At 69.5% G+C, this 21,679-nt stretch carries 18 protein-coding genes; 6 read left to right on the forward strand and 12 right to left on the reverse strand.

All coding sequences use genetic code 11. The features are described 5' to 3' along the window. The first annotated feature begins 9 nt into the window (after positions 1 to 9). Positions 10 to 1,011, forward strand: a complete 1,002-nt coding sequence (gene cydB, locus OG448_RS01170) for a cytochrome d ubiquinol oxidase subunit II (RefSeq protein WP_405550769.1) — start codon at positions 10 to 12, stop codon at positions 1,009 to 1,011. A gap of 66 nt (positions 1,012 to 1,077) precedes the next feature. On the opposite strand, the gene OG448_RS01175 is transcribed toward cydB, so the two are convergent. The 3 genes from OG448_RS01175 to OG448_RS01185 form a co-directional block, all read right to left on the reverse strand. Then, positions 1,078 to 3,381 carry an FdhF/YdeP family oxidoreductase gene (locus tag OG448_RS01175; protein ID WP_405558625.1) on the reverse strand — a complete coding sequence of 768 codons (2,304 nt, stop codon included), beginning with the start codon at positions 3,379 to 3,381 and terminating at the stop codon, positions 1,078 to 1,080. A 306-nt stretch (positions 3,382 to 3,687) separates the two neighbouring features. Next, positions 3,688 to 4,224, reverse strand: a complete 537-nt coding sequence (locus OG448_RS01180) for a DoxX family protein (protein ID WP_405550770.1) — start codon at positions 4,222 to 4,224, stop codon at positions 3,688 to 3,690. Positions 4,225 to 4,333: 109 nt separating this feature from the next. After that, the gene (locus tag OG448_RS01185) at positions 4,334 to 4,567 is read right to left on the reverse strand and encodes a hypothetical protein (RefSeq protein WP_405550772.1); all 234 of its coding nucleotides are present in this window, start codon (positions 4,565 to 4,567) and stop codon (positions 4,334 to 4,336) included. Between the two features lie 160 nt (positions 4,568 to 4,727). Between OG448_RS01185 and OG448_RS01190 the strand changes: the two genes are divergently transcribed. After that, a complete protein-coding gene (locus tag OG448_RS01190; protein ID WP_405550773.1) occupies positions 4,728 to 6,017 on the forward strand; it encodes a YhgE/Pip domain-containing protein in 1,290 nt (429 codons plus the stop codon). 7 nt (positions 6,018 to 6,024) lie between these two features. Here the strand turns inward: OG448_RS01190 and OG448_RS01195 are convergent, their stop codons facing one another. Genes OG448_RS01195 through OG448_RS01205 form a run of 3 tightly spaced genes read right to left on the reverse strand, consistent with a single transcriptional unit; the run spans position 6,025 to position 8,712 of the window. Beyond that, complete coding sequence (locus OG448_RS01195; protein WP_405550775.1) at positions 6,025 to 7,053, reverse strand: cation diffusion facilitator family transporter; 1,029 nt, start codon at positions 7,051 to 7,053, stop codon at positions 6,025 to 6,027. A gap of 28 nt (positions 7,054 to 7,081) precedes the next feature. After that, positions 7,082 to 7,822, reverse strand: coding sequence for an acetoacetate decarboxylase (locus OG448_RS01200; protein WP_405550777.1), 741 nt, complete (start codon positions 7,820 to 7,822; stop codon positions 7,082 to 7,084). Positions 7,823 to 7,839: 17 nt separating this feature from the next. After that, positions 7,840 to 8,712 (reverse strand): 3-hydroxyacyl-CoA dehydrogenase family protein, encoded by an 873-nt coding sequence (locus OG448_RS01205; RefSeq protein WP_405550780.1) that lies wholly within the window; start codon positions 8,710 to 8,712, stop codon positions 7,840 to 7,842. Positions 8,713 to 8,933: 221 nt separating this feature from the next. Between OG448_RS01205 and OG448_RS01210 the strand changes: the two genes are divergently transcribed. Next, positions 8,934 to 10,379, forward strand: a complete 1,446-nt coding sequence (locus tag OG448_RS01210; protein ID WP_405550782.1) for a sugar porter family MFS transporter — start codon at positions 8,934 to 8,936, stop codon at positions 10,377 to 10,379. A 67-nt stretch (positions 10,380 to 10,446) separates the two neighbouring features. Here OG448_RS01210 and OG448_RS01215 read toward each other — a convergent pair whose 3' ends face one another. Continuing rightward, entirely contained in the window at positions 10,447 to 10,524 is a 78-nt protein-coding gene (locus tag OG448_RS01215) for a 50S ribosomal protein bL37 (protein WP_370454205.1), read from the reverse strand. A 223-nt stretch (positions 10,525 to 10,747) separates the two neighbouring features. Here OG448_RS01215 and OG448_RS01220 point away from each other — a divergent pair, with 223 nt between their 5' ends. Then, positions 10,748 to 12,133, forward strand: coding sequence for a glucose-6-phosphate dehydrogenase (locus tag OG448_RS01220; protein ID WP_405550785.1), 1,386 nt, complete (start codon positions 10,748 to 10,750; stop codon positions 12,131 to 12,133). A 103-nt stretch (positions 12,134 to 12,236) separates the two neighbouring features. Further along, on the forward strand, positions 12,237 to 12,713 hold the full coding sequence (locus OG448_RS01225; RefSeq protein WP_405550788.1) for a GreA/GreB family elongation factor: 477 nt from the start codon (positions 12,237 to 12,239) through the stop codon (positions 12,711 to 12,713). Positions 12,714 to 12,785: 72 nt separating this feature from the next. Here the strand turns inward: OG448_RS01225 and OG448_RS01230 are convergent, their stop codons facing one another. Continuing rightward, positions 12,786 to 13,076 (reverse strand): hypothetical protein, encoded by a 291-nt coding sequence (locus OG448_RS01230; RefSeq protein WP_399565844.1) that lies wholly within the window; start codon positions 13,074 to 13,076, stop codon positions 12,786 to 12,788. Positions 13,077 to 13,100: 24 nt separating this feature from the next. Beyond that, positions 13,101 to 15,722, reverse strand: a complete 2,622-nt coding sequence (locus OG448_RS01235) for an ATP-dependent Clp protease ATP-binding subunit (protein ID WP_405550790.1) — start codon at positions 15,720 to 15,722, stop codon at positions 13,101 to 13,103. A 334-nt stretch (positions 15,723 to 16,056) separates the two neighbouring features. Here OG448_RS01235 and OG448_RS01240 point away from each other — a divergent pair, with 334 nt between their 5' ends. Continuing rightward, entirely contained in the window at positions 16,057 to 16,443 is a 387-nt protein-coding gene (locus tag OG448_RS01240; RefSeq protein WP_405550792.1) for an Hsp20/alpha crystallin family protein, read from the forward strand. 62 nt (positions 16,444 to 16,505) lie between these two features. Here OG448_RS01240 and OG448_RS01245 read toward each other — a convergent pair whose 3' ends face one another. From OG448_RS01245 to OG448_RS01255, 3 genes are all read right to left on the reverse strand, one after another. Then, a complete protein-coding gene (locus OG448_RS01245; RefSeq protein ID WP_405550794.1) occupies positions 16,506 to 18,803 on the reverse strand; it encodes an FdhF/YdeP family oxidoreductase in 2,298 nt (765 codons plus the stop codon). Positions 18,804 to 18,979: 176 nt separating this feature from the next. Next, positions 18,980 to 20,416, reverse strand: a complete 1,437-nt coding sequence (locus tag OG448_RS01250; RefSeq protein WP_405550795.1) for a glutamate decarboxylase — start codon at positions 20,414 to 20,416, stop codon at positions 18,980 to 18,982. 115 nt (positions 20,417 to 20,531) lie between these two features. Next, entirely contained in the window at positions 20,532 to 21,503 is a 972-nt protein-coding gene (locus OG448_RS01255; protein ID WP_405550798.1) for a Dyp-type peroxidase, read from the reverse strand. Between the last annotated feature and the right edge of the window lie 176 nt (positions 21,504 to 21,679).

The following is a 21,679-nucleotide window of genomic DNA, read 5'->3' on the forward strand; positions in this document are numbered from 1 at the left end:
CGGATCGCCATGCATCTCCACGATCTCTGGTTCATCCTGATCGCCCTCCTGTGGGTCGGCTACTTCTTCCTGGAGGGGTTCGACTTCGGGGTCGGCGTCCTCACCCAGACGATGGCCCGCAACAGCACCGAGCGGCGCGTCCTCATCAACACCATCGCCCCGGTCTGGGACGGCAACGAGGTCTGGGTGATCGCGGCCGCCGGCGCCACCTTCGCGGCCTTCCCCGACTGGTACGCCACCCTGTTCAGCGGCTTCTACATCCCGCTGCTGATCATCGTGCTCTGTCTGATCGGGCGCGGGGTGTCATTCGAGTACCGGGCCAAGCGCGACAGCATGCGCTGGCAGCTCAGTTGGGAGCAGGTCACCTTCTGGACCTCGGTGATCATCCCGTTCCTGTGGGGCGTCATCTTCGCCAACATGGTCCGCGGCATCGCCATCGACCGCCAGAAGTCCTATGTGGGCTCCCCCGGTGACCTGTTCAACGGGTACGCGATCCTCGGCGGCTTCGCCACGCTGGTGCTGTTCACCTGCCACGGCGCGATCTTCGCGGCGCTGAAGACGGACGGCGAGATCCGCGAGCGAGCCCGCAAGCTGGTGCCGGTACTGGGCCTGGCGTCGCTCCTGCTGCTGCTGGCGTTCCTGCTGTGGACGCAGGCGAACTCGGGCAACGGCCAGAGCCTCGGCGTGATGATCGTGGCGTTCGCGGCGCTGCTCGTCGCCCTGTTCTTCAACCAACTGGGCCGGGAGGGCTGGGCGTTCGTCTTCTCCGCCCTGACGGTGGTCGCGTCCTTCGCCATGCTGTTCCTGACGCTGTTCCCGGACGTCATGCCGTCGACACTGAACCCGGCCTGGTCGCTGACGGTGTCCAACGCCTCGTCCGCGTCCTACACGCTGACGGTGATGACGATCGTCGCGGCGATCTTCGCTCCGCTGATCATCATCTACCAGAGCTGGACGTACTGGGTGTTCAGCAAGCGCATCGCGGTGCACCACATCCCGGCCGGCCACTGAGCCGCAGCCTCGTCGAACGGCTGGGCCCCCTCCTCGAGGGAGGGGGCCCAGCCGTGTGCGGTCGGGTCAGGTCGCCGCGGTGATGTGCACCTTGACGTGCTTCATGAGCGGCTGGTCGCTCTGGGTGCTGTAGTCGCACAGCGCGATCAGCACGTTCATCTCGGGCATGTACCCGGCCGCGCAGCCGCGCGGCATGTCGTAAGGGATGGCGAGGTAGCCGTCGAGGTAGCGGTGGCTGCCGTCCTTCGCCGTGGCGACGATGTTCACCGGGTCGAACTCCGAGATCCCGCGCTCGCGCATGTCGTCCTCGTTCATGAAGACGAGCTCGCGCAGGTTCTTGATGCCGCGGTAGCGGTCGTTGTCGGAGTAGATCGTCGTGTTCCACTGGTCGTGCGAGCGCATCGTGCCGAGCGCCAGCATGCCCGGCGCGGGCACCACGTCGGCCAGCTTGGCGCTGGAGAACTCCGCCTTGCCGGACTCGGTGAAGAAGATCAGCTCACGGGCGGGCTGCTTGATGCGGAAGCCCAGCGGCAGCCGGACCCGGCGGTTGAAGTCCTCGAAACCGTCCAGGACTTCGGACATGGTGTCCCGGATGCGGTCGTAGTCCTCGATGTACCACTCCCACGGCGTGGGGCTCGCGGGCAGCGCCGCGCGCGCCATGCCGGAGATGATCGCGGGCTCGGAGAGCAGGTGCTTGGAGGCGGGCCGCTTCATACCGACCGACAGGTGCACCATCGACATCGAGTCCTCGACGGACATGCTCTGTACGCCGCTGCGCTGGTGGTCCTTGTCCGTGCGGGCGAGGCACGGCAGGATCAGCGCCTCCTTGCCGTGGACGACGTGGCTGCGGTTCAGCTTGGTGCTGACCTGGACCGTGAGGTCGCAGTTGCGCAGCGCCTCGTAGCTGAACGGCGAGTCGGGCACCGCGAGGGCGAAGTTGCCGCCCATGCCGATGAAGACCTTGACGTCGCCCCGGTTCATCGCCTGGAGCGTGCCGATGGTGTCGAGGCCGTGGTCGCGCGGCGGGTTGATCTTGCAGACCTCGGCCAGCCGGTCCAGGAACTCAGGCTCGGGGCGGTGGTCGATGCCGCAGGTGCGGTTGCCCTGCACGTTGCTGTGCCCGCGCACCGGCGACGGACCGGCGCCCTCCCGGCCCAGGTTGCCGCGCAGGAGCAGCAGGTTGACGATCTCGCGGACGGTGTCCACGCCGTGCTCGTGCTGGGTGACGCCGAGGCACCAACTGATGATGGAGCGGTCGGCGTCGGTGTAGATCCGGGCCGCCTTGAGGATGTCCGCGCGGCTGAGCCCGGACTGGCGTTCCAACTCCTCCCAGGGAGTGGACTCGCACAGCGCCCGGTACTCCTCGAAGCCGGTGGTGTGCCGGTTGATGAACTGGCTGTCGATGGCCTTGGGGTCGGTCTTGGCCTGCTCCAGCACCGCCTTGGCCATGCCGCGCAGCAGCGCCATGTCGCCGCCGATCCGCACCTGGAGGTCCAGGGTGCTGGTCCGGGTGGCGTGGAAGGTGGCCATGTCCAGGAAGTCGTGCGGGATGATCGCCTTGGTGGCGCCCGCCTCGATGAACGGGTTGATGTGCACGATCTGCGCGCCCCGGTCGAACGCCTCGGTCAGCGAGGTGAGCATGCGCGGCGCGTTGGAGGCGACGTTGACGCCGAGGATGAACAGGGCGTCCGTGGCCTCCCAGTCCTTGAGGTCGACGGTGCCCTTGCCGGTGCCGAGCGCCGCCGTCAGGGCGCGTCCGCTGGCCTCGTGGCACATGTTGGAGCAGTCGGGCAGGTTGTTGGTGCCCAGCTCCCGTGCCATGAGCTGGTACAGGAACGTGGCCTCGTTGCCGAGCCGGCCCGAGGTGTAGTACGACGCCTGGTTGGGGTTCTCCAGGTTGCGCAGGTGGCGTCCGACGAGTTCGAAGGCGTCGTGCCAGGAGATCGGCACATAGTGGTCGGTGGCCGCGTCGTAGACCATGGGCTCGGTGAGCCGGCCCTGGTCCTCCAGCTTGAAGTCGCTCCACTCGTGCATTTCGCTCACCGTGTGGCGCGCGAACATCTCGCGGTTGGCCCGCTTGTGCGTCAGTTCCCACGTGACGTGCTTGATTCCGTTCTCACAGATGTCGAGCTTGAGTCCCTTGGTGTCATCCGGCCACGCACATCCGGGACAGTCGAAACCACCGTTCTCGTGATTCATCTTCATGATGGCCCGCGGGCCCTCGATCAGCGTTCCCTCGTCCAGCAGGAATTTGGTCACGCTCTTGGCGGCGCCCCATCCCGCGGCGGGGTGATGGTAAGGGTGGAAGTACGGCTCCCCCTTGGGGATCGGGCCCACGCGGGGCTCGAGATCCGACTCCGCCTCCATCATCCGTGACTGCTCTTCGTCCAAGGTGCTCAAGACTCTCACCCTTCCGCCGTCGCGGCGTGCGTCCATACCGATATATGGAGCTTCAACTCAGACTATGTCTGGGTTTCAGCACCCGCCACGCGACGCGCACCCCTTGAAAACAAAGGCCGCACGAGGTTTTCCCGACGGGCGCGGGATTCCTTTCACCGGGCATCCGAAAAAGATTTCCCAATAACAATGAACGGCACGGATTCCGGTCTTGGTGACCGAGGTCCGTGCCGCGTTCTCCAGGCTGCAATGAAGATCAAGTTCGCATGTGCGGCCCCGTTACGGAGCCACCGGCGCCGTCTCCTCACCCCGCTGTTCCGCGAGCACCTGTTCCCGCCGGGCGACGACCACCGCGGTGCCGGCGGCGCTCAGCGCGAAGGAGAGCAGGACCAGCCGGGGCCGGTCGAGCCGGTAGCCGATGAGCCGGTCGAGGGAGTAACGGCCGGGCCCGGTCAGGCCGATGCAGGTGGCGATGTAGCCGAGGTAGGCCGGGAACTCGTAGCCGCCCGCGGTGGCGAAGAACCCATTGGGGCGGTGCACGGAGACGGCGCCGCCCATGCCCCCGGCCACGGCGGCACCGGCGGCGGGCGTGGCGAGACCGAGGGCGAGCAGGAGCCCGCCGCCCAGCTCGGCCGAGCCGGACGCGACGGCGCTCGCCTTGCCGGGGCGGAAGCCCATGGACTCCATGAACTTGCCCGTGCCGTCGATCCCTCCCCCGCCGAACCAGCCGAGCAGCTTCTGCGCGCCATGGGCGGCCAGTACGCCGCCGGTGCCGAGGCGTACGGCCAGCAGTCCGAGATCCTTGCGTCGGCCCATGGGGAGGTCCTTCCGTCGGCGGAGCGGTCCGAACTGCGCAACACGCTAGCGACCATCGGGGCGGCACGCCCCCCGAAAGACGGACGGGGCACGTGGGACACCCACCCCGTCACCAGGAGGGCGCGGCGGCGGAGGCGGTGTCGCCGGGGGTGGTGAGGTGGGCGACCGCGTGGCCGCGGTACTGGAGCGTGGCGCAGACGCCGCGGGCGAGGTCGGTGCCGCCGATGACGACGAAGGGGCGGGTCTCGGGAAAGCGGGGGGCACGGCGGCGGCGGTCCCTTCGGTGGCCAGGGAACGGGTGCGATGCAGGGGAGACCGTCCGAGGTCGGCCCCATCCGGTCACCCGGAGCAGATGGCCGGTGTCGTGGCGGGACGTTTCGGCGTCCGGGATCTATCGTCGGCATGCGTCCGCAGGCGGTGCGGTCCGGCGGCCGATCGTGCGGTACGGGGCCCTCGCCGCAGCCCGCTCGGCGGTTGCCGCCGACTGCACCTCTTGGAGTGGTATGGCTTCCGGGATGCCCCCGCACGCGTCCGAACCGTGGGAGAGCGCGACGCGGTTGCTGGGACGGTGGAAGCTGTGGCTGATGCCCGCCTTGCTCAGCTCGCTGGTCGCGCTGGTGCTGTCGCTGCTGTACATGGGTGGCATCCTCACTCCGGAGGGCAGCCTGCACCGGATGCCGGTGGCGCTGGTCAACATGGACGAGGGCAAGCCGCTGCCGGGCCAGAAGGCCGACGTCGGCACGCAGGCCGCCCGTTCCATCCTCTCCTCCGGCTCCTCCGACGACCGGGTCCGCTGGCGCCCCATGTCACGGGCCGAGGCCCAGGACGAGCTGGCGTCGGGCAGGGTGTACGGCGCCCTGGTGATCCCGGCGGACTTCACCACGACCGTGGGCGCGCTGGCCACGGCGGACGCGAAGTCCCGCCCGGCGCTGACCGTCCTGACCAACCCCGGCGTCGGCAGCCTGGCCTCCTCGCTGGCGGGCCGGATCACGCAGAGCGCGGCCCACCAGGTGTCGGTCTCGGTCGGCAAGCAGTTGTCGGTTTCCCCCGAGGTGAAGCGGGCGAGCGCGGCGACCCGGGTGCTGATCGCCGACCCGGTGGAGGTGCGGACCCAGGTGGGCCATCCCATCGGCGCCCACAGCGGACTGGGACTGAGCGCCTTCTACTACGCGCTGCTGCTGGTGCTGGCCGGGTTCATCGGCGGCAACATCATCCACAACGGCGTCGACAGCGGGCTCGGCTACGCCGACACCGAGATCGGTCCCTGGCACTCGCGGCGCCCGACGGTCCACATCAACCGGACCCAGACGCTGGTGCTGAAGATGGCGATGACGGCGGGGCTCTCGCTGCTGACCACCTCGCTGATCATGCTGGCGACGATCGGTGTGCTGGGCATGGACGCCCCGCACACGGGTCTGCTGTGGGTGTTCTCGTACTGCGCGACGCTGACGGTCGGGCTCGGGGTGCAGGCGATCAACGCGGCCTTCGGCAGCCTGGGCCAGCTCGTGTCGATGTTCGTCTTCATCGCCTTCGCTCTGCCGTCCTCGGGCGCCACCGTGCCGCTGGAGGCGGTGCCGGGCTTCTACCGGTTCCTCGGGGCCTTCGAGCCGATGCGTCAACTGGCGGCCGGGGTGCGGGCGATCCTCTACTTCGACGCCCGTGCCGACGCCGGGCTGGCGCGTGGCTGGGTGATGATCGCGATCGGCTTCGTGGTGGCCCTGGCGTTCGGCTTCGCGGCGACCCGCTACTACGACCGCCGGGGCCTGCACCGGATGGTGCCCCAGCCGGGCTGACCGCCCGCTACTCCGGCAGGCTCGGTGGGCTCGTACGCGGGGGCGTCGGGTCGAGGTAGACGCGCTTGACCGCCGGGATCAGCGTGCGCAGCCGGGTCTCCGCCTCCTCGCAGGCCCACTCGATCTGGGCGGAGGTGGAGACGTCGCGGAAGTCGACCTTGGCGGCGATCAGGATCTCCCCCGGCCCCTGCACCAGCGTGGTCAGCTCCATCACGTCCTGGACGGCGTCGACGGAGAGCAGTTCCCGGCGCACGGCCTCGCGCATCGGCTTGGGCAGGGCGCGGCCGACGAGGAGTTCGGTGTTGGCGCGGCCGAGGATGTAGGCCACGATGATCAGCAGCACACCGATGAGGATGGACGCGATGCCGTCGAAGATCCCGGAGCCGGTGAGCTGTCCGCCCAGCAGGCCGAGGGCGGCGAGCACCAGGCCGATGAGCGCGGCGGAGTCCTCCATGACGACGGCCTTCACGGCGGTGTCCGGGGTGTGCTGGAGGTAGCGCAGGATCGGTACCCGGAAGTGCTCGGCCCGTCCGGTGGCCTGCCGCCAGCCGGTGCGCAGGGACAGCCCCTCCAGCACGAAGGCGACGGCGAGCACGATGTAGGAGATCAGCGGGTTGCCGGGCTTCTCGTCGTGGGTGAGGGCGTGGATGCCGTCGTACACGGCGAAGACGCCGCCACCGACGAAGGTGGCGACGGAGGCGAGCAGCGCCCAGATGTACCGCTCGGGGCCGTAGCCGAGGGGGTGGTCCTCGTCGGCGGGTTTCTTGCTGCGCTTGAGGGCGACGAAGAGCAGGGCCTCGGTCATGGTGTCGGCGACCGAGTGCCCGGCCTCGGCGAGCATGGCGCTGGAGCCGCTGAGCACACCGGCGACGGCCTTGGCGAGCGCGACGCCGAAGTTGGCGGCGGCCGCCACGAGGACGGTGAACGTCGATCCGCCCGCGCCGGGACCGCCGGCGGAGCCTACCCGGGGGTCCAGGTAGGGGCCCTTGCCCGCGCTCGTCCCTCGTTCCATTCCGGGTTCACCCTGTTCGCTCATAGCCGGACAGTAACCCTCTTCCCTGATCTCATGACCGGGCCAGGTAGTCGTGGACGACCTCGGGGCCGCCGAGGGTGAGGTCGGTGATCAGGTGGCTCGCCGAGACGACCTCCAGCACGGGTAGGTCGGCCAGGGGTGCCATGACGTGGGCGAAGAGCTGGAGCCGGGCGGGGCCGGTCCAGGACTCCTTCACGGTCACGTCGGTGATCTGCGAGCGGACCAGTTCGCAGATGCGGGGGCTGCCGTCGTAGCCGGGCAGCTTCTTCAGCATGAAGGCGGGGGTGGTCAGTTCGTCCCGCGCGGCCTTGTTGTCCAGCGGGACCTGCTTGTAGCCCATGGTGGCGACGGCGACGCGCAGGGAGCCGTAGTCGAGGGTGCCGACGACAGTGTCGGAGTCGACGTACAGGCGCGGCCGGCCGAGCTTCTTGGGGTAGGCCCCGAGTTCGCGGCCGCTGGCGATGGCCGGGAAGTTGTCGACGTACATGCCGAGGTTGTACTCCCCGTGCTCGCCGTCGAGTTCGACGGTGGCCAGGTGACCGGACTCGGTGTAGTCGCCGAGGCCGGTGACGTCGGGCATGCGCATCACCTCGAACCGGACCAGCGGTTCGGTGATCCGCAGCGGCTCGGGCACGATCCGGGCGAGTGCCTCGGGGGCGGTGCGGTAGGTGATGTTGAGGTACTGGCGGTCGGTGAACCGGTAGCGGGCCTCGGGGTAGGCCGGGGCGGCCAGCGGGGTGGTCCAGCGCTGGAGCACATCGTCCGCGCGCATGTGACGGTCCTCCCCTGTCACGGCTGGGTGTCGTAGTCGTCGTAGAAGCCGCGGCCGGTCTTGACGCCGAGGTGGCCCGCGTCGACGTACTTCTTCAGCAGTTCACGTGGGCCGGTGGGCAGTTCGGGCTGTTCGGCGGCGTAGTGGTTCTCGATGTCGAGGACGACGTCCAGGCCGACCCGGTCCATCATCCGGAACGGTCCTGCCTTGGAACCGGTGTTGACCTGCCACATCCGGTCCACGTCCTGCGGCGTGGACACGCCGTCCGCGACCACGGCGAGGGCCTCGCGCTTGATGGCCGCCCAGATCCGGTTGAAGATGAAACCGGTCGACTCCTTGTGGGCCACGAAGGGGTGCAGCCCGTAGCGCGGGAGCACCGTCTTCAGCAGTTCCATGATGGCGGGCTCGGTGTGACCGTCGGACATCAGGTCGAGCGCGTTCTGCTTCGGCGGCATGTAGAAGTGGGTGTTGAGCACACGCTCGGGATGCGCGACCTGGTCGATGAACTGACTGGAGGCGTACGACGAGGAGTTGCTGGCGAGAATGGCGTCCGGGGCGGCGAGCCGGTCCAGCTCACCGAACACGCTCTTCTTCAGCTCCAGCCGTTCCGGGATGGCCTCTACCACCAGCCAGGCGCCCTGGACGGCCTCGGCCATGTCGTCGGTGACGACCACATCGCCGGGCCGGCCGCCCTCGATCCGGGCGGCGACCTCGCCCACGTGCTCCTCGACGTAGGCACGGGCCGCGTCGCCCGCCTCCAGCGACTTGTCGTAGACGCGGACCGTGCCACCGCGGGTGGCGAACATGAGGGCGATGCGGCGGCCGAGAGTACCGGCGCCGATCACCGCGACGGGCCGGTCCTCGATGTCGGTCGGCAGGGTGAACGTCATGGTCCGTCCTCGTGCTGGGAACGCCGTCCGGGCCGGTCGCCCGCCGTGCGCGGTCCAGTCTCGGCCGCCCGCCGGGCACCGGCCAGCGCTGCCGTCCGTAAGGGGGATTCGGGTGCCGCGCGGGTGAGGGCGCCGTTTCCGCCGGGGCCGGCCGCGGAACACCTTGCCCGCGCCGCGCCGTGCCGGCCGACGCACGTGACCGACGACGACAGGACGTGCAGATGCAAGGCTTCTCCCGCGAACCGGGCACGCACGGACCGGTGACCCAGTTGCCCCCGGAGGGCCTGCGGAAGATCTACCGCTGGGCCGCGCTGATCGCCGTCGGCGGCTTCCTCTTCGGCTACGACACCGGGGTGGTCTCCGGCGCCCTGCTGTTCATCACCGACGACTTCCACCTCTCCGCCGCCGAGCAGGGCACCATCGTCTCCGTCCTGCTGATCGGCGCCATGGCGGGCGCGCTGCTCGCGGGCAGGCTCGCGGACGGCATCGGGCGCCGGAAGGCGGTGGCGCTGGAGGGTGCCGTCTTCATCGTCGGCACGGCCATCGCCGCGACCGCGCCGACGTACTGGCAATTGCTGGTCGGCCGGGTGGTGCTCGGTCTCGCGGTGGGCGCGGCCTCGGCGACCGTGCCGGTGTACCTCTCGGAGATCTCCCCGACGGCGATCCGGGGCCGGGTGCTGAGCGCCAACCAGCTCATGATCACGGTGGGCATCCTGGTGTCGTACCTGATCGACCTGGCCTTCTCCGGCAGCGGCGACTGGCGGCTGATGTTCGCGCTCGGCGCGGTCCCGGCGTCCGTGCTGACGCTGTGCGCGCTGCTGGTGCTGCCGGAGTCGCTGCCCTGGCTGGCGCGCAAGGGCCGCTGGACCGAGGCCCGCGAGGTGCTGACGCTGGTGCTGCCGAAGGACGACGCGGAGCGGGTAATGAACGGGCTGCGGCACCGGGACGGCAGCCACGCACCCCGCCCCGGCTGGCGCACGCTGCTCGGCCCGAAGGTGCGCCCGGCGCTGATCGTGGGCGTGACGATGGCCGTCATCCAACAGTTCGGCGGCATCAACACGATCATCTACTACGCGCCGACGATCATCGAGAAGACCGGCCTCAGCGCCTCCAACTCGATCTTCTACTCGGTGTTCATCGGCGTCATCAATCTGGTGATGACCATCGTGGCGACCAGGCTGATCGACCGGGCGGGCCGGCGCACCCTGCTGCTGATCTCGCTGGCCGGGATGGCGCTGCTGGTCGCGCTGCTGGGCCTGAGCTTCGTCGCGGGCTGGAACTCCGAGCTGTCCCTGCTGTGCATGATCCTGTACATCGCCGCCTACGCGGGCGGCCTCGGGCCCATCTTCTGGGTGCTGGTCGGTGAGCTGTTCCCGCCGACGGTGCGGGCGTTGGGGTCGAGCACGGCGACGACCACCAACTGGGTCTCCAACTTCGCGGTCAGCCAGGCGTTCCTGCCGCTGGCGGCCGCGATCGGGCAGGGCGAGACGTTCCTGGTGTTCGCCGCGATCTGCTTCTGCGGGCTGCTGTTCGTGGCCCGGTTCGTGCCCGAGACGAAGGACCGCTCCTTCGAGGAGGTCGACGCGGCCCTCCAGGCCCGGTTCGGGCGCTCCGGTCCGGCCGGGGAGGACACCGGCCACCGAGCCGGGGACCGCAGCCGGATCTGAGGAGCCGGGAAACGGGCCGGGCCCGGTCGCCTCGTGGTGAGGTGACCGGGCCCGGTACGGCCGTCGTTCAGGACTGGGGCCGCTTGCCGTGGTTGGCGCCGTTCTTGCGGCGGGCCTTCTTCTTCCGGCGTCGCTTCGAGGACATGCGGGCCTCCTTCTGGCGTGGTCGGACACGTTCGTGCGGGGACGGATGATCGCCTGCCCCGCGTGCCGGACACCATACATGCGGGTATGCCCCGCGAGCACAGTCACCGGGGCGCGCGCCCCGAGTCGCGCGCCGGGTCCGGGGCACGGACGATACGAGAGACCGGGAAAGGGGGGCGCCGTTCGTCGCGCGCGCCCGCCGCCGGGGTGAGGAGCATCCGCCGATGGCCGGAACCTGGGAAGCCGACGCTCTGGTGATCTTCGGGGTGACCGGGGATCTCGCGCGGAAGATGACGTTCCCCGCGCTGTACAAGCTGGAGGGCCGGGGGCTGCTCGACTGCCCGGTGATCGGTGTCGGCCGGCGCGAGATGAGCCACGAGGAGCTGACCGACCTGGTCCGTGCGGCGGTGGAGGAGGCGGAGGGGTCGGTCGACCGAGCGGTGCTCGAACGGCTGGCGGGCCGGCTGACCTACGTGGCCGGAGACCTCACCGCGTCCGAGACCTATGGGCGGCTCGCCCAGGAGCTGGGGCGTCGCAGGCGTCCGCTGTTCTATCTGGAGACCCCGCCCGCGCTCTTCGCGCCGATCGTGGACCAGCTCGCCTCGGCCCGGCTGCTGGGGCAGGCGCGGGTGGCGCTGGAGAAGCCGTTCGGGCACGACCTCGCCTCGGCCCGCGCGCTGGACCGCAAGCTGACGGCGGTGCTGGACGAGAGCCAGATCCTCCGGGTCGACCACTTCCTGGGCAAGGAACCCGTCATCGAGCTGGAGTACCTGCGATTCGCCAACTCCGCGCTGGCCGAGCTGTGGCACCGCGACAGCGTGGTGGCCATCCAGATCACGATGGCCGAGGAGTTCGGGGTCGAGGGCCGCGGCGCTTTCTACGATCATGTGGGCGCACTGCGCGACGTGATCCAGAATCATCTGCTGCTGGTGCTGGCCCTGGTGGCGATGGACCCGCCGGTCGGGCCGAGCGCGACCGATCTGTGGGACAAGCGGATCGAGGTGCTGCGCTCGATGCCGGAGGCCGATGTGCACGCGTACGTGCGCGGCCAGTACATCGGCTACCAGCAACTGCCGGGCGTGGCACCGGATTCGACCGTGGAGACGTACGCGGCGCTCCGGCTGGAGATCAACAACTGGCGCTGGGACGGGGTGCCGGTCTTCATCCGCGCGGGCAAGCGGCTCCCGGTACGGGTGACCGAGGTACGGCTTATCCTGCGCGACCCTCCCCGGCTCGGCTTCCTCCCCGACCCCGGCCAGGTCGTCGGCAACCAGATCGTGCTGCGCATCGACCCCGAGGCGGGTATGCGCCTCCAACTCTCCGCTCTGGACGAGGAGTCGGCCTGGCGACTGGTCCCCCTGGACACCATCTTCGCCCGCGAACTCGGCAAGCCCCTGGCCCCGTACGAACGCCTCCTGTACGCGGCCCTGACCGGCGACGACAAGTACTTCGCCCCGCAGCGCGCGGTGGAGGAGTGCTGGCGCATCATCCAGCCCCTCCTCACCTATCCCCCGCCGGTCCACCCGTACCCGCCCGGCTCCTGGGGCCCGCCCCAGGCCGACGCCCTGGTGGCGGGCAGCCCGCCCTGGCAGCGGCCCTGGGTGCCGTAGTCCCACCTGCTCCGCGGCTCGCCACCGCTGCGACTGGATGTGGTGCGGGGGCGCAACTAGGGTGCTTCTGTCCAGCACTTCCGTCTGTAGCACTGGAGCAGGAATGACCGGTGATCCCGAGCCGATCAGCGCCGAGGCACGCAAGGCGCTCGAGCAGGAACTGTCCGATCTGCATGAGGAGCGCAAGACGGTCGCCGCCACTCTGAAGGACTCCGACGAGGTCGGGGACCGTGCCGACCAGGCCGACGAGATCCAGCGGGCCGACCAGCTCAACCGGCTGGACGAGCGCATCGACCGGGTCGAGGACCGGCTGCGCCAGGCCGGCATCGCGGGCCCGGTGTCCACCGATGTGGTCGGCGTGGGTACGACGGTCACCGTCCGGTTCGCGGACGGCACCACGGACACCCTGCACATCGGCGAGATCGCCGACGCACGCGACCCGAAGCTGGTCACCTCCGACAGCCCGCTGGGCCGCGCGCTCCTCGGCCGCGCCCCCGGCGACACCGTCCGCTACGACGCCCCGGACGGCGAGGCCACCGCGGTCGTCGTCTCCCTGGGGACGCCCGGCGACAAGGGCTGAGAACTGCGGGAAAGAGCCTGGGCGGACCGGACGCGATGTCCGGTCCGCCCAGGCTCTTTCCCGTCGGCGGGGTCAGCCGTCGTAGTGGGACGGCGGGAAGGGGTCCTCCTCCGCGCGCTGCCGGCGCGTCAGGTCACCCGTCTCCACCTCGCCCCGGTCGACCTGGCGGTCGATCTCGGCGCGCTCCTGCTCGTAACTCCGTTCCGGGCTCTCCGGTTTCCGGACCGGCAGGCCGACATCGCGCCGGTCCTCCTGGGTACGTTCCTGGAGTTCGGTCTCGTCCGGGCGGCGGGGCAGGCCGCGGCCGTGCCCGCGGTCGGGGTCGCCCTCGACCTTCTTGTTGGACTTGTGGTGGTGCGCCATGGGGTTCTCCTTGCCGCCGTCGGTCTACTTGGCCTCGGCGTCCTTCGAGCCGGCGTCCTTGGTGTCGGCGTCCTTGGACTCGGCCTTCTTCTTGCCGCCGGACGCGGTCTTCTTGGCCGCCGCCTTCTTCCCCGCGGACTCGTCGCCCTTCTCGGACTTCTTGTCGTCCGCCCCGCGCACGGTGACGTGCAGCGAGTCGTTCTTCACGTCGGCGACGATCGTGTCTCCGGGCTCGGCCTGGCCGCTGAGCAGCAGCTCGGCGATGCGGTTGTCCAGCTCGGACTGGATCGTGCGGCGCAGCGGTCGCGCGCCGAACTCGGGCTGGTGGCCGTGGGCGATCAGCAGCTTCTTCGCCGCCTCGGTGACCTCCAGATTCATCCCCTGCGCCTTCACCCGGCGCCGGCTCTGGTCCAGCAGGTGGTCGACGATCTCGGAGAGATCGTCCTCGGTGAGGCTGTGGAAGATGATGATGTCGTCGATCCGGTTGAGGAACTCCGGCAGGAACCGCCCGCGCAGCTCCTCCAGCAGCTCGTCCTTGATCTCGGACACGTCGCCCTGGTGCGCCAGGATCAGATGGGCGCCGATGTTCGACGTCATGATGATGACCGTGTGCCGGAAGTCGACGGTGCGGCCCTGGCCGTCGGTCAGCCGGCCGTCGTCCAGGATCTGCAGCAGGGTGCTGAAGACATCCGGGTGCGCCTTCTCGATCTCGTCGAACAGGATCACGCTGTACGGCTGGCGGCGGACCTTCTCGGTGAGTTGCCCGGCCTCCTCGTAGCCGACGTATCCGGGAGGCGCGCCGACCAGGCGGGAGACGGTGTGCTTCTCCTGGAACTCGCTCATGTCGAAGCGGATCATGCGGTCCTCGTCGCCGAACAGCAGCTCCGCGAGGGCCTTGGCGAGTTCGGTCTTGCCCACGCCCGTGGGGCCGAGGAAGAGGAACGAGCCCACCGGGCGGTCCGGGTCGCCCATGCCGGCGCGGTTGCGCCGCACCGCCTGGGAGACCGCGGTGACGGCCTCGTTCTGCCCGACGATGCGGGCGTGCATGTCCTCCTCCAGTTTGAGCAGCCGCTCCTTCTCGCTGGCGGTGAGCTGCGATACGGGGATGCCCGTGCGGCGGGAGACGATGTCCGCGATGTCGTCCGGGGTGACGGTGATGACGCCCTCGCGGCGCTCCTCGATCCCGGCGACCTCGGCCTCGACCTCCGCGATCTTGCCCTTGATGTCGTTCGCCTTCTCGTAGTCCTGGCCCGACACGGCCTCGTCCAGCTCACGCTGCAGCTTGGCGATCTTGTCCTCGCGGGCGACGACCTCGGTGGAGCGGGCCGCGCTGCGCAGCCGGACCCGCGCGCCGGCCTGGTCCATCAGGTCGATGGCCTTGTCCGGCAGGAAGCGGTCGGTGATGTACCGGTCGGAGAGCACGGCGCAGGCTTCGAGCGCCGAGTCCTCGTAGCGGACCTGGTGGTGGGCCTCGTAGGCGTCGCGCAGCCCTTCGAGGATCAGCACGGTCTCCGCCACACTCGGCTCGGGCACCATCACGGGCTGGAAGCGGCGTTCGAGGGCGGCGTCCTTCTCGACGTACTTGCGGTACTCGTCGATGGTGGTCGCGCCCACCACGTGCAGCTCGCCGCGCGCGAGGGCGGGCTTGAGGATGTTGCCCGCGTCCATCGAGCCCTCGCCGGTGGCGCCCGCGCCGACCACGGTGTGCAGCTCGTCGATGAAGAGGATGATCTCGCCCTCGGACGCCTGGACGTCCTCGATGACCTTCTTCAGTCGCTCCTCGAACTGGCCGCGGTACTGGGCACCGGCCACCAGTCCGGACATGTCGAGGGCGACGACCCGCTTGTCCTTCAGGGTCTCGGGGACGTCCCCGATGACGATGCGCTGGGCCAGACCCTCCACGATGGCGGTCTTGCCGACGCCGGGCTCGCCGATGAGGACCGGGTTGTTCTTGGAGCGGCGGGAGAGGATCTCGACCGTCTGCTCGATCTCGTCGGCGCGTCCGACCACCGGGTCGAGCTTGCCCTGCCGGGCCTCCTCGGTGAGGTCGCGGCCGAACTCGTCCAGGGTGCTGGTGGGCCCTCCCTGGCCGCCGCGGCCCTGGTCGTGCCGGGCACCCTGCTCGGTGCGGGACGCCAGCTTCCTGCCGTCCACGCCCTCGGCGGACAGCAGCCGTCCGGCGCCGGAGTCGGCGTCGTCCAGCAGGGCGGCGAGGATGTGCTCCGGGCCGATGTAGGAGTTGCCGGCCGCCTGGGACTGCGCGAAGGCGTCGGCGAGGGTGCGCTTGGCCGCGGGGGTGAGGCCCGGCTCGGCGGACGGGGTGCCGGACTCGCCGGGCAGCACCTCGCTGATCGTCTGGGCGAGCTTGTCGGGGTCGACCCCGGCCTGGGCGAGCAGCCTGCGGCTGGGCTCGACCTTGGTCGCGGCCCACAGCAGGTGCTGGGTGTCGAGGTCGGAGGTGCCGTCGTCCTCGGCCTTCCGCGCGGCCAGGTTGAGCAGTTCCTGCGAGGACTCCGTCAGCAGCCGTCCGATGGGAACTCGCTGCACCGCGGGGGGCGATGACGCCGGTGACATGCCGAAGAACCGGTTCAGCAGGTCGCTGAACGGGTCGGAGGAACCGAACGGTGAGCCGAACGACATCGACATGGCAGCTCCTGGTGCGCGACGGATCAGGTTTTCACTGAACCCCGATGTCCAGGGCCTCGCAACCCGAGGAAGCGCGCTCCCCCAAGGGATTTCCGGGCTTACCCCATCCCTTTGCCGGCGCCCCCGACCCTGTTGTGCGCATTCCTTATATGCACGCGAGCAGCGGCTCGTGACGGTCACGCTCCGTTGCCCGCGCGGACGAAGCGCATTCTGCCTAGACTCGGAATCCGAACGACCGGTGCGAGACGGACCGGAGCCGGCGCAGAGGAGTCTGGGCATGAGCGAACGTGCGGGCGTTGCGAGGTCGGCCTGGTGGGCCGGACACGATCCCGTGGTGGAACTCCAGCAGTTGTGGGGCGAGGTCAGCCGCCTGGTGGAGCAGTCCGCACAGCCGGCCGAGCCGACCCGGCACTGGATGCCGCTGGTCGAGGAGGAGGACGCGGGCGACGCCTATCTGGTCCGCGCCGAATTGCCGGGCATTCCCCGGGAGAGCGTGAACATCGAGGTCGACGGCCGCGAGCTGCACATTCACGGTGCGCTCGACGAAACCACCGGCGGAAACGCGCTGCGCCGCAGGTCGGGAAGTTTCTCCTACGGCGTGCGGGTTCCCGGTGACGTCAATGTCGACGGCGTACAGGCCGATCTTTCCGACGGTGTACTGACCGTCCGGCTGCCGAAATCCCAGGCGGCGACCCCGCGTTCGATCGAGATCGGTTCCTGAGGACACCGCGAACAAGAAAGCGGCCGGCCCTGGGAAAAGGACCGGCCGTTTCAGTCGGGCCTCTAGGCGACAGGCGTCACCACGACGTTGACGTTCTTCATCAGCGGCTGGTCGCTCTGCGTGCTGTAGTCGCCGATCGCGCAGAGCACGTTCATCTCCGGCATGTACCCGGCCGCGCAGCCCTGCGGGATGTCGTACGGGATCACCTTGTAGCCGTGGACGGACCGCTGGCTGCCGTCCTTGGCGATGCTGGTGATGTCGACCTCGCCCAAGAGCTTCAGCCCGCGCTCGGCCATGTCCTCCTTGTTCATGAAGATCAGCGTGCGCAGGTTCTTGACCCCTCGGTAGCGGTCGTCGTCCGAGTAGATCGTGGTGTTCCACTGGTCGTGGGAGCGCATCGTGCCGAGCTTGAGCATGCCGGCCCCGGGGATGACGTCGGTCAGGCCGGCGCTGGAGAACTCGGCGCGCTCCGAGGGGGTGCGGAAGACGAGTTCGCGGGCGGGCTGCTTGATGCGGAAGCCGAGCGGCAGCCGGACCCGGCGGTTGAAGTCCTCGAAGCCCTCCAGCGCCTTGGCCATGGTGTCGCGGATGCGGTCGTAGTCCTCGACGTACCACTCCCAGGGGGTGGCGCTGTCGGGCAGGGCGGCGCGCGCCATCCCGGCGATGATCGCGGGCTCGGAGAGCAGGTGCTCGGAGGCGGGGCGCTTCATGCCGACCGAGAGGTGGACCATGGACATCGAGTCCTCGACCGAGGTGCCCTGCTCGCCGGTGGCCTGCCTGTCCTTCTCGGTGCGGCCGAGGCAGGGCAGGATGAGCGCCTGCTTGCCGTGCACCAGGTGGCTGCGGTTGAGCTTGGTGCTGACCTGCACGGTCAGCTCGCACTTGCGCAGCGCGTCGAAGGTGTAGGCGCTGTCCGGCGCGGCGAGGGCGAAGTTGCCGCCCATGCCGACGAACACCTTCACATCGCCGGTGTGCATGGCCTCGATGGTGTTGACGGTGTCCAGGCCGTGCTCGCGGGGCGGGTCGATCCCGCAGACCTCGGCCAGCCGGTCCAGGAACTCCTTGGAGGGCCGGTGGTCGATGCCGCAGGTGCGGTTGCCCTGCACGTTGCTGTGCCCGCGCACCGGGGACGGACCGGCGCCCTCCCGGCCCAGGTTGCCGCGCAGCAGAAGGACGTTGACGATCTCGCGGACGGTGTCGACGCCGTGCTCGTGCTGGGTGACACCGAGGCACCAACTGAAGATGGCGCGGTCGGCCTCGCAGTAGATGCGCGCGGCGGACTCGATCTCGGCGCGGCTGAGCCCGGACTGGAGCTCCAGCTCCTCCCAGGGCGTGGCCTCGACGACCGCTCGGTACTCGGCGAAACCCGAGGTGTGCCGGTCGATGAACTCCTGGTCCAGCGCCTTGGGGTCGGTCTCCGACTCGGCGAAGATCGCCTTGGCCATGCCGCGCAGCAGGGCCATGTCGCCGCCGATGCGCACCTGGAGGTTGAGCGAGCTGGTGGGGGTGGCGCGGTTCAGCGCCATGTCCACGAAGTCGTGCGGGATGATCGTGCGGGTGGCGGCGGCCTCGACCAGCGGGTTGATGTGCACGATCTTGGCGCCGCGCTTGTAGGCCTCGGCGAGCGAGGTGAGCATCCGGGGGGCGTTGGAGGCGGCGTTGACACCGATGATGAACAGGGCGTCGGTCTTCTCCCAGTCCTCCAGGTCGACGGTGCCCTTGCCGGTGCCGAGGGCGGCCTGCATGGCGCGGCCGCTGGCCTCGTGGCACATGTTGGAGCAGTCGGGCAGGTTGTTGGTGCCCAGCTCGCGGGCCATCAACTGGTAGAGGAAGGTGGCCTCGTTGCCGAGCCGGCCGGAGGTGTAGTACGACGCCTGGTCGGGGCTTTCCAGGTTGCGCAGGGTGCTGCCGACCAGCTCGAAGGCGTCCTGCCAGGAGATGGGGACGTAAGTGTCGGTGTCCGCGTCGTAGCGCATGGGGTGGGTGAGGCGGCCCTGGTCCTCCAGCGCGGCGTCGCTCCAGGTGGCGAGTTCGCTGACGGTGTGGGCGGCGAAGAAGGCGGGGCCGACGCGCTTGTGGGTCATCTCCCACGTGACGTGCTTGATGCCGTTCTCGCAGATGTCGAGCCGGAGGCCCTTGAGGTCGTCCGGCCAGGCGCAGCCGGGGCAGTCGAAGCCCTTGCCCTCGTGGTTCATCTTCTGGATGGCTTTGGGGCCTTCGAGGAGTTCACGCTCCCGTATCAGGAAGCGCGTGACGCTCTTGGCCGCTCCCCAGCCTGCCGCCGGGTGGTGATAGGGGTGGAACTCCGGGGCCCGCTTTTCGGCGTCGCCGACGGGTCGCCCCGACGTGTCTTGGCTCATCACAACTCCCTGTGCTCCAGGCCGACTCGCTGCGTGCACATGACGCGAGTGCGCCCCACCCTAGGTCACCTCGGCGTGCCCGTGACCAGGAAGGGCGTCGCCCCACGGCACGCGGGGAGAGGCCCGGCGGCGTGGGGCGACGACGAACTACCTGCACAGGGAACGTTTTTGACCGGCTACCGCTCCGCGCGGTTCTCCGAGTGGTGGAACCCGGTCCCGGCCTGGTGGTCCGGGACCATCGGGTGCGGCTGGTCGCGCAGTTCGGGCAGCAGCCGGGCGAGGTCCTGTGCGAACAGGTCGGCGAGGTCGCGGCTGAAGCCGTTGCGGCACACCACCCGCATCACGGCGAGGTCCTGCCGCTTGGGCGGGAAGGTGTACGCGGGCACCAGCCAGCCGGTCTCCCGCATCCGGCGGGAGATGTCGAAGACGTTGTAGGACGTGACGTGGTCGGCGGTGGTGAAGGCGAACACCGGCAACTGATCGCCGCGCGTGAGCAGCTTGAAGTCGCCCATGTCCTCGACCTTCCGGGCCAGCGACATGGCGACGTCACGGGTGGCTTGCTGGACGGTGCGGAAGCCTTCGCGGCCCAGGCGCAGGAAGGTGTAGTACTGGGCGATGACCTGGGAGCCGGGGCGGGAGAAGTTGAGGGCGAAGGTGGGCATGTCGCCGCCGAGGTAGTTGACCCGGAAGATCAGGTCCTCGGGCAGCGCCGCCCTGTCCCGCCACAGGGCCCAGCCGACGCCGGGGTAGACCAGCCCGTACTTGTGGCCGGAGGTGTTGATCGAGGCCACGCGCGGGAGCCGGAAGTCCCATTCCAGGTCCGGGTCGAGGAACGGGGCGATCATCGCGCCGGACGCGCCGTCGACGTGGACCGGGATGTCGAGGCCGGTGCGCTCCTGGTAGTCGTCGAGGGCGGCACAGAGCTGGGCGATGGGTTCGTAGGAGCCGTCGAAGGTGGAGCCGAGGATGCCGACGACGCCGATGGTGTTCTCGTCGCACAGCTCGACCGCTTCCTGCGGGTCGAGGTGGAACCGGTCGCCCTCCATGGGGAGTTGGCGGGCCTCGACCTCCCAGTAGTTGCAGAACTTCTCCCAGCAGACCTGGGCGTTGATACCGATGACCAGGTTGGGGCGGGCGCCGGCGGGATAGCGGTCGGCGTTGCGCTGGGTCCATCGGCGCTTCATGGCGAGCCCGGCGAGCATGCACGCCTCGCTGGAGCCGGTGGTCGAGCAGCCCACGGCCTGCGAGGGGTCGGGGGCTCTCCAGAGGTCGGCGAGCATGGCCACGCAGCGCCGCTCCAGCTCGGCGGTGCGCGGGTACTCGTCCTTGTCGATGATGTTCTTGTCGCGGGACTCCCCCATCAGCCGCCCGGCCTGGGGTTCCATCCAGGTGGTGACGAAGGTGGCGAGGTTGAGCCGGGCGTTGCCGTCGAGCATCAGCTCGTCATGGACCACCTGGTAGGCCGTGTCGGGGGCCAACGGCCCTTCCGCCAGGCGGTGCTTGGGCGGGTCCTCGGTCATTCCGCCGAGCAGGTTCGCCTGCCCGAAGAACGGGTTCACGGCGAGGGCGGGTTCGTCGGGCTGCTGGGAAGTACCGTGCGAGAGAGGCGACATGAATGCTTCCTGGTTCCGATCAGCGTCCGCTGGCAGGGGGTTGGGGTACGCCGGAACGAACGGACGGCACCGGCCCTGAGAGAGGGCCGGTGCCGTCCGTTCAGGCGTGCTGGGGCTATGAGGCGTTGAGGGCTATGTCCCGCTCGGCCGCCTTCTTCTCCGGGGCCGCGGGGAGCGCGTCGAGGAAGGCGACGGTCGGGACGTGGAAGAGGCAACCGGTGACGGCCCTCGAGTAGTCGAGGATCCGGTCGTGCTGTCCGGGCTGCCGGCCGAGGAACATGTTCCGGAGCATCTGCTCGGTGACGTCGGGCGTACGGGCGTAGCCGATGAAGTAGGTGCCGTACTCGTCGTCGCCGATGGTGCCGAACGGCATGTTCTCGCGGACGATCTTCAGCTCGCGGCCGTCCTTGCCCTCGATCGTGTTCAGCATGACGTGGGAGTCGGGGGCCTTCACCTCGTCCGGGAACTCGATGTTGGCGAGCTTGGACCGGCCGATGGCCCGCTCCTGCTCCTCCGTGGACAGCGCGTGCCAGGCGTCCATGTCGTGCAGGTACTTCTGCACGATGACGTAGCTGCCGCCCTGGAAGCCCGGGTCCTCGTCGCCGACGTACACCGAGTCGGCGGCGCGCTCCCCCTCGGGGTTGGCGCTGCCGTCCACGAAGCCGAGCAGGTCGCGGTCGTCGAAGAACTTGAAGCCGTGCACCTCGTCCACGACCGTGGCGGCGCCCTTGAGCCGCTGGGCGAACTGCCGGGCCAGCTCGAACACGATGTCCATACGACGCCCGCGCACGTGGAAGAGGAGGTCGCCGGGGGTGCCGGGGGCCTTGTGGCGCTCGCCGTCCAGCTCGACGAAGGGGTGCAGCCCGGCGGGGCGCGGCCCGGTGAAGAGGCGGTCCCAGGCCGCGGAGCCTATGCCGACGACACAGCTCAACTGGGCGTCGGGATCGCGGTATCCGGTGGAGCGGCGCAGCGACTGCACATCCTCCAGCAAGCCTCGTACGGTGTCCTCGCCGCCCTCGTCGATGGTGACCACGAGGAATACCGCCGCCCTGGCCGGAGGAACGACGACGGGCTGTGTCTCGGTCATGGAAACCTGCTTTCTGATCAGCTTGCGCGCGAGACGAACATAGACGCTCAGGGCGGCTTGTCGTGCGGATTCACGCCGACGGCGCGGCCCGTTCACATCGGCTGCGCCGAAGCCTGGGAAGTCGCCGCTGTGGCATTGAGTCGGCGCGGTACAGAGGGGTTTGTGGAAGTAAAGCT

Origin of the sequence: Streptomyces sp. NBC_01171 (assembly GCF_045039805.1) — a bacterium.
Taxonomy (GTDB): Bacteria; Actinomycetota; Actinomycetes; order Streptomycetales; family Streptomycetaceae; genus Streptomyces.

Coding starts and splice junctions, on each gene's coding strand:
- cydB (WP_405550769.1), top strand. CDS start 10: ATGCATCTCCACGATCTCTGGTTCATCCTGATCGCCCTCCTGTGGGTC.
- OG448_RS01175 (WP_405558625.1), bottom strand. CDS start 3,381: ATGATGGAGGCGGAGTCGGATCTCGAGCCCCGCGTGGGCCCGATCCCC.
- OG448_RS01180 (WP_405550770.1), bottom strand. CDS start 4,224: ATGGGCCGACGCAAGGATCTCGGACTGCTGGCCGTACGCCTCGGCACC.
- OG448_RS01190 (WP_405550773.1), top strand. CDS start 4,728: ATGGCTTCCGGGATGCCCCCGCACGCGTCCGAACCGTGGGAGAGCGCG.
- OG448_RS01195 (WP_405550775.1), bottom strand. CDS start 7,053: ATGAGCGAACAGGGTGAACCCGGAATGGAACGAGGGACGAGCGCGGGC.
- OG448_RS01200 (WP_405550777.1), bottom strand. CDS start 7,822: ATGCGCGCGGACGATGTGCTCCAGCGCTGGACCACCCCGCTGGCCGCC.
- OG448_RS01205 (WP_405550780.1), bottom strand. CDS start 8,712: ATGACGTTCACCCTGCCGACCGACATCGAGGACCGGCCCGTCGCGGTG.
- OG448_RS01210 (WP_405550782.1), top strand. CDS start 8,934: ATGCAAGGCTTCTCCCGCGAACCGGGCACGCACGGACCGGTGACCCAG.
- OG448_RS01215 (WP_370454205.1), bottom strand. CDS start 10,524: ATGTCCTCGAAGCGACGCCGGAAGAAGAAGGCCCGCCGCAAGAACGGC.
- OG448_RS01220 (WP_405550785.1), top strand. CDS start 10,748: ATGGCCGGAACCTGGGAAGCCGACGCTCTGGTGATCTTCGGGGTGACC.
- OG448_RS01225 (WP_405550788.1), top strand. CDS start 12,237: ATGACCGGTGATCCCGAGCCGATCAGCGCCGAGGCACGCAAGGCGCTC.
- OG448_RS01230 (WP_399565844.1), bottom strand. CDS start 13,076: ATGGCGCACCACCACAAGTCCAACAAGAAGGTCGAGGGCGACCCCGAC.
- OG448_RS01235 (WP_405550790.1), bottom strand. CDS start 15,722: ATGTCGATGTCGTTCGGCTCACCGTTCGGTTCCTCCGACCCGTTCAGC.
- OG448_RS01245 (WP_405550794.1), bottom strand. CDS start 18,803: ATGAGCCAAGACACGTCGGGGCGACCCGTCGGCGACGCCGAAAAGCGG.
- OG448_RS01250 (WP_405550795.1), bottom strand. CDS start 20,416: ATGTCGCCTCTCTCGCACGGTACTTCCCAGCAGCCCGACGAACCCGCC.
- OG448_RS01255 (WP_405550798.1), bottom strand. CDS start 21,503: ATGACCGAGACACAGCCCGTCGTCGTTCCTCCGGCCAGGGCGGCGGTA.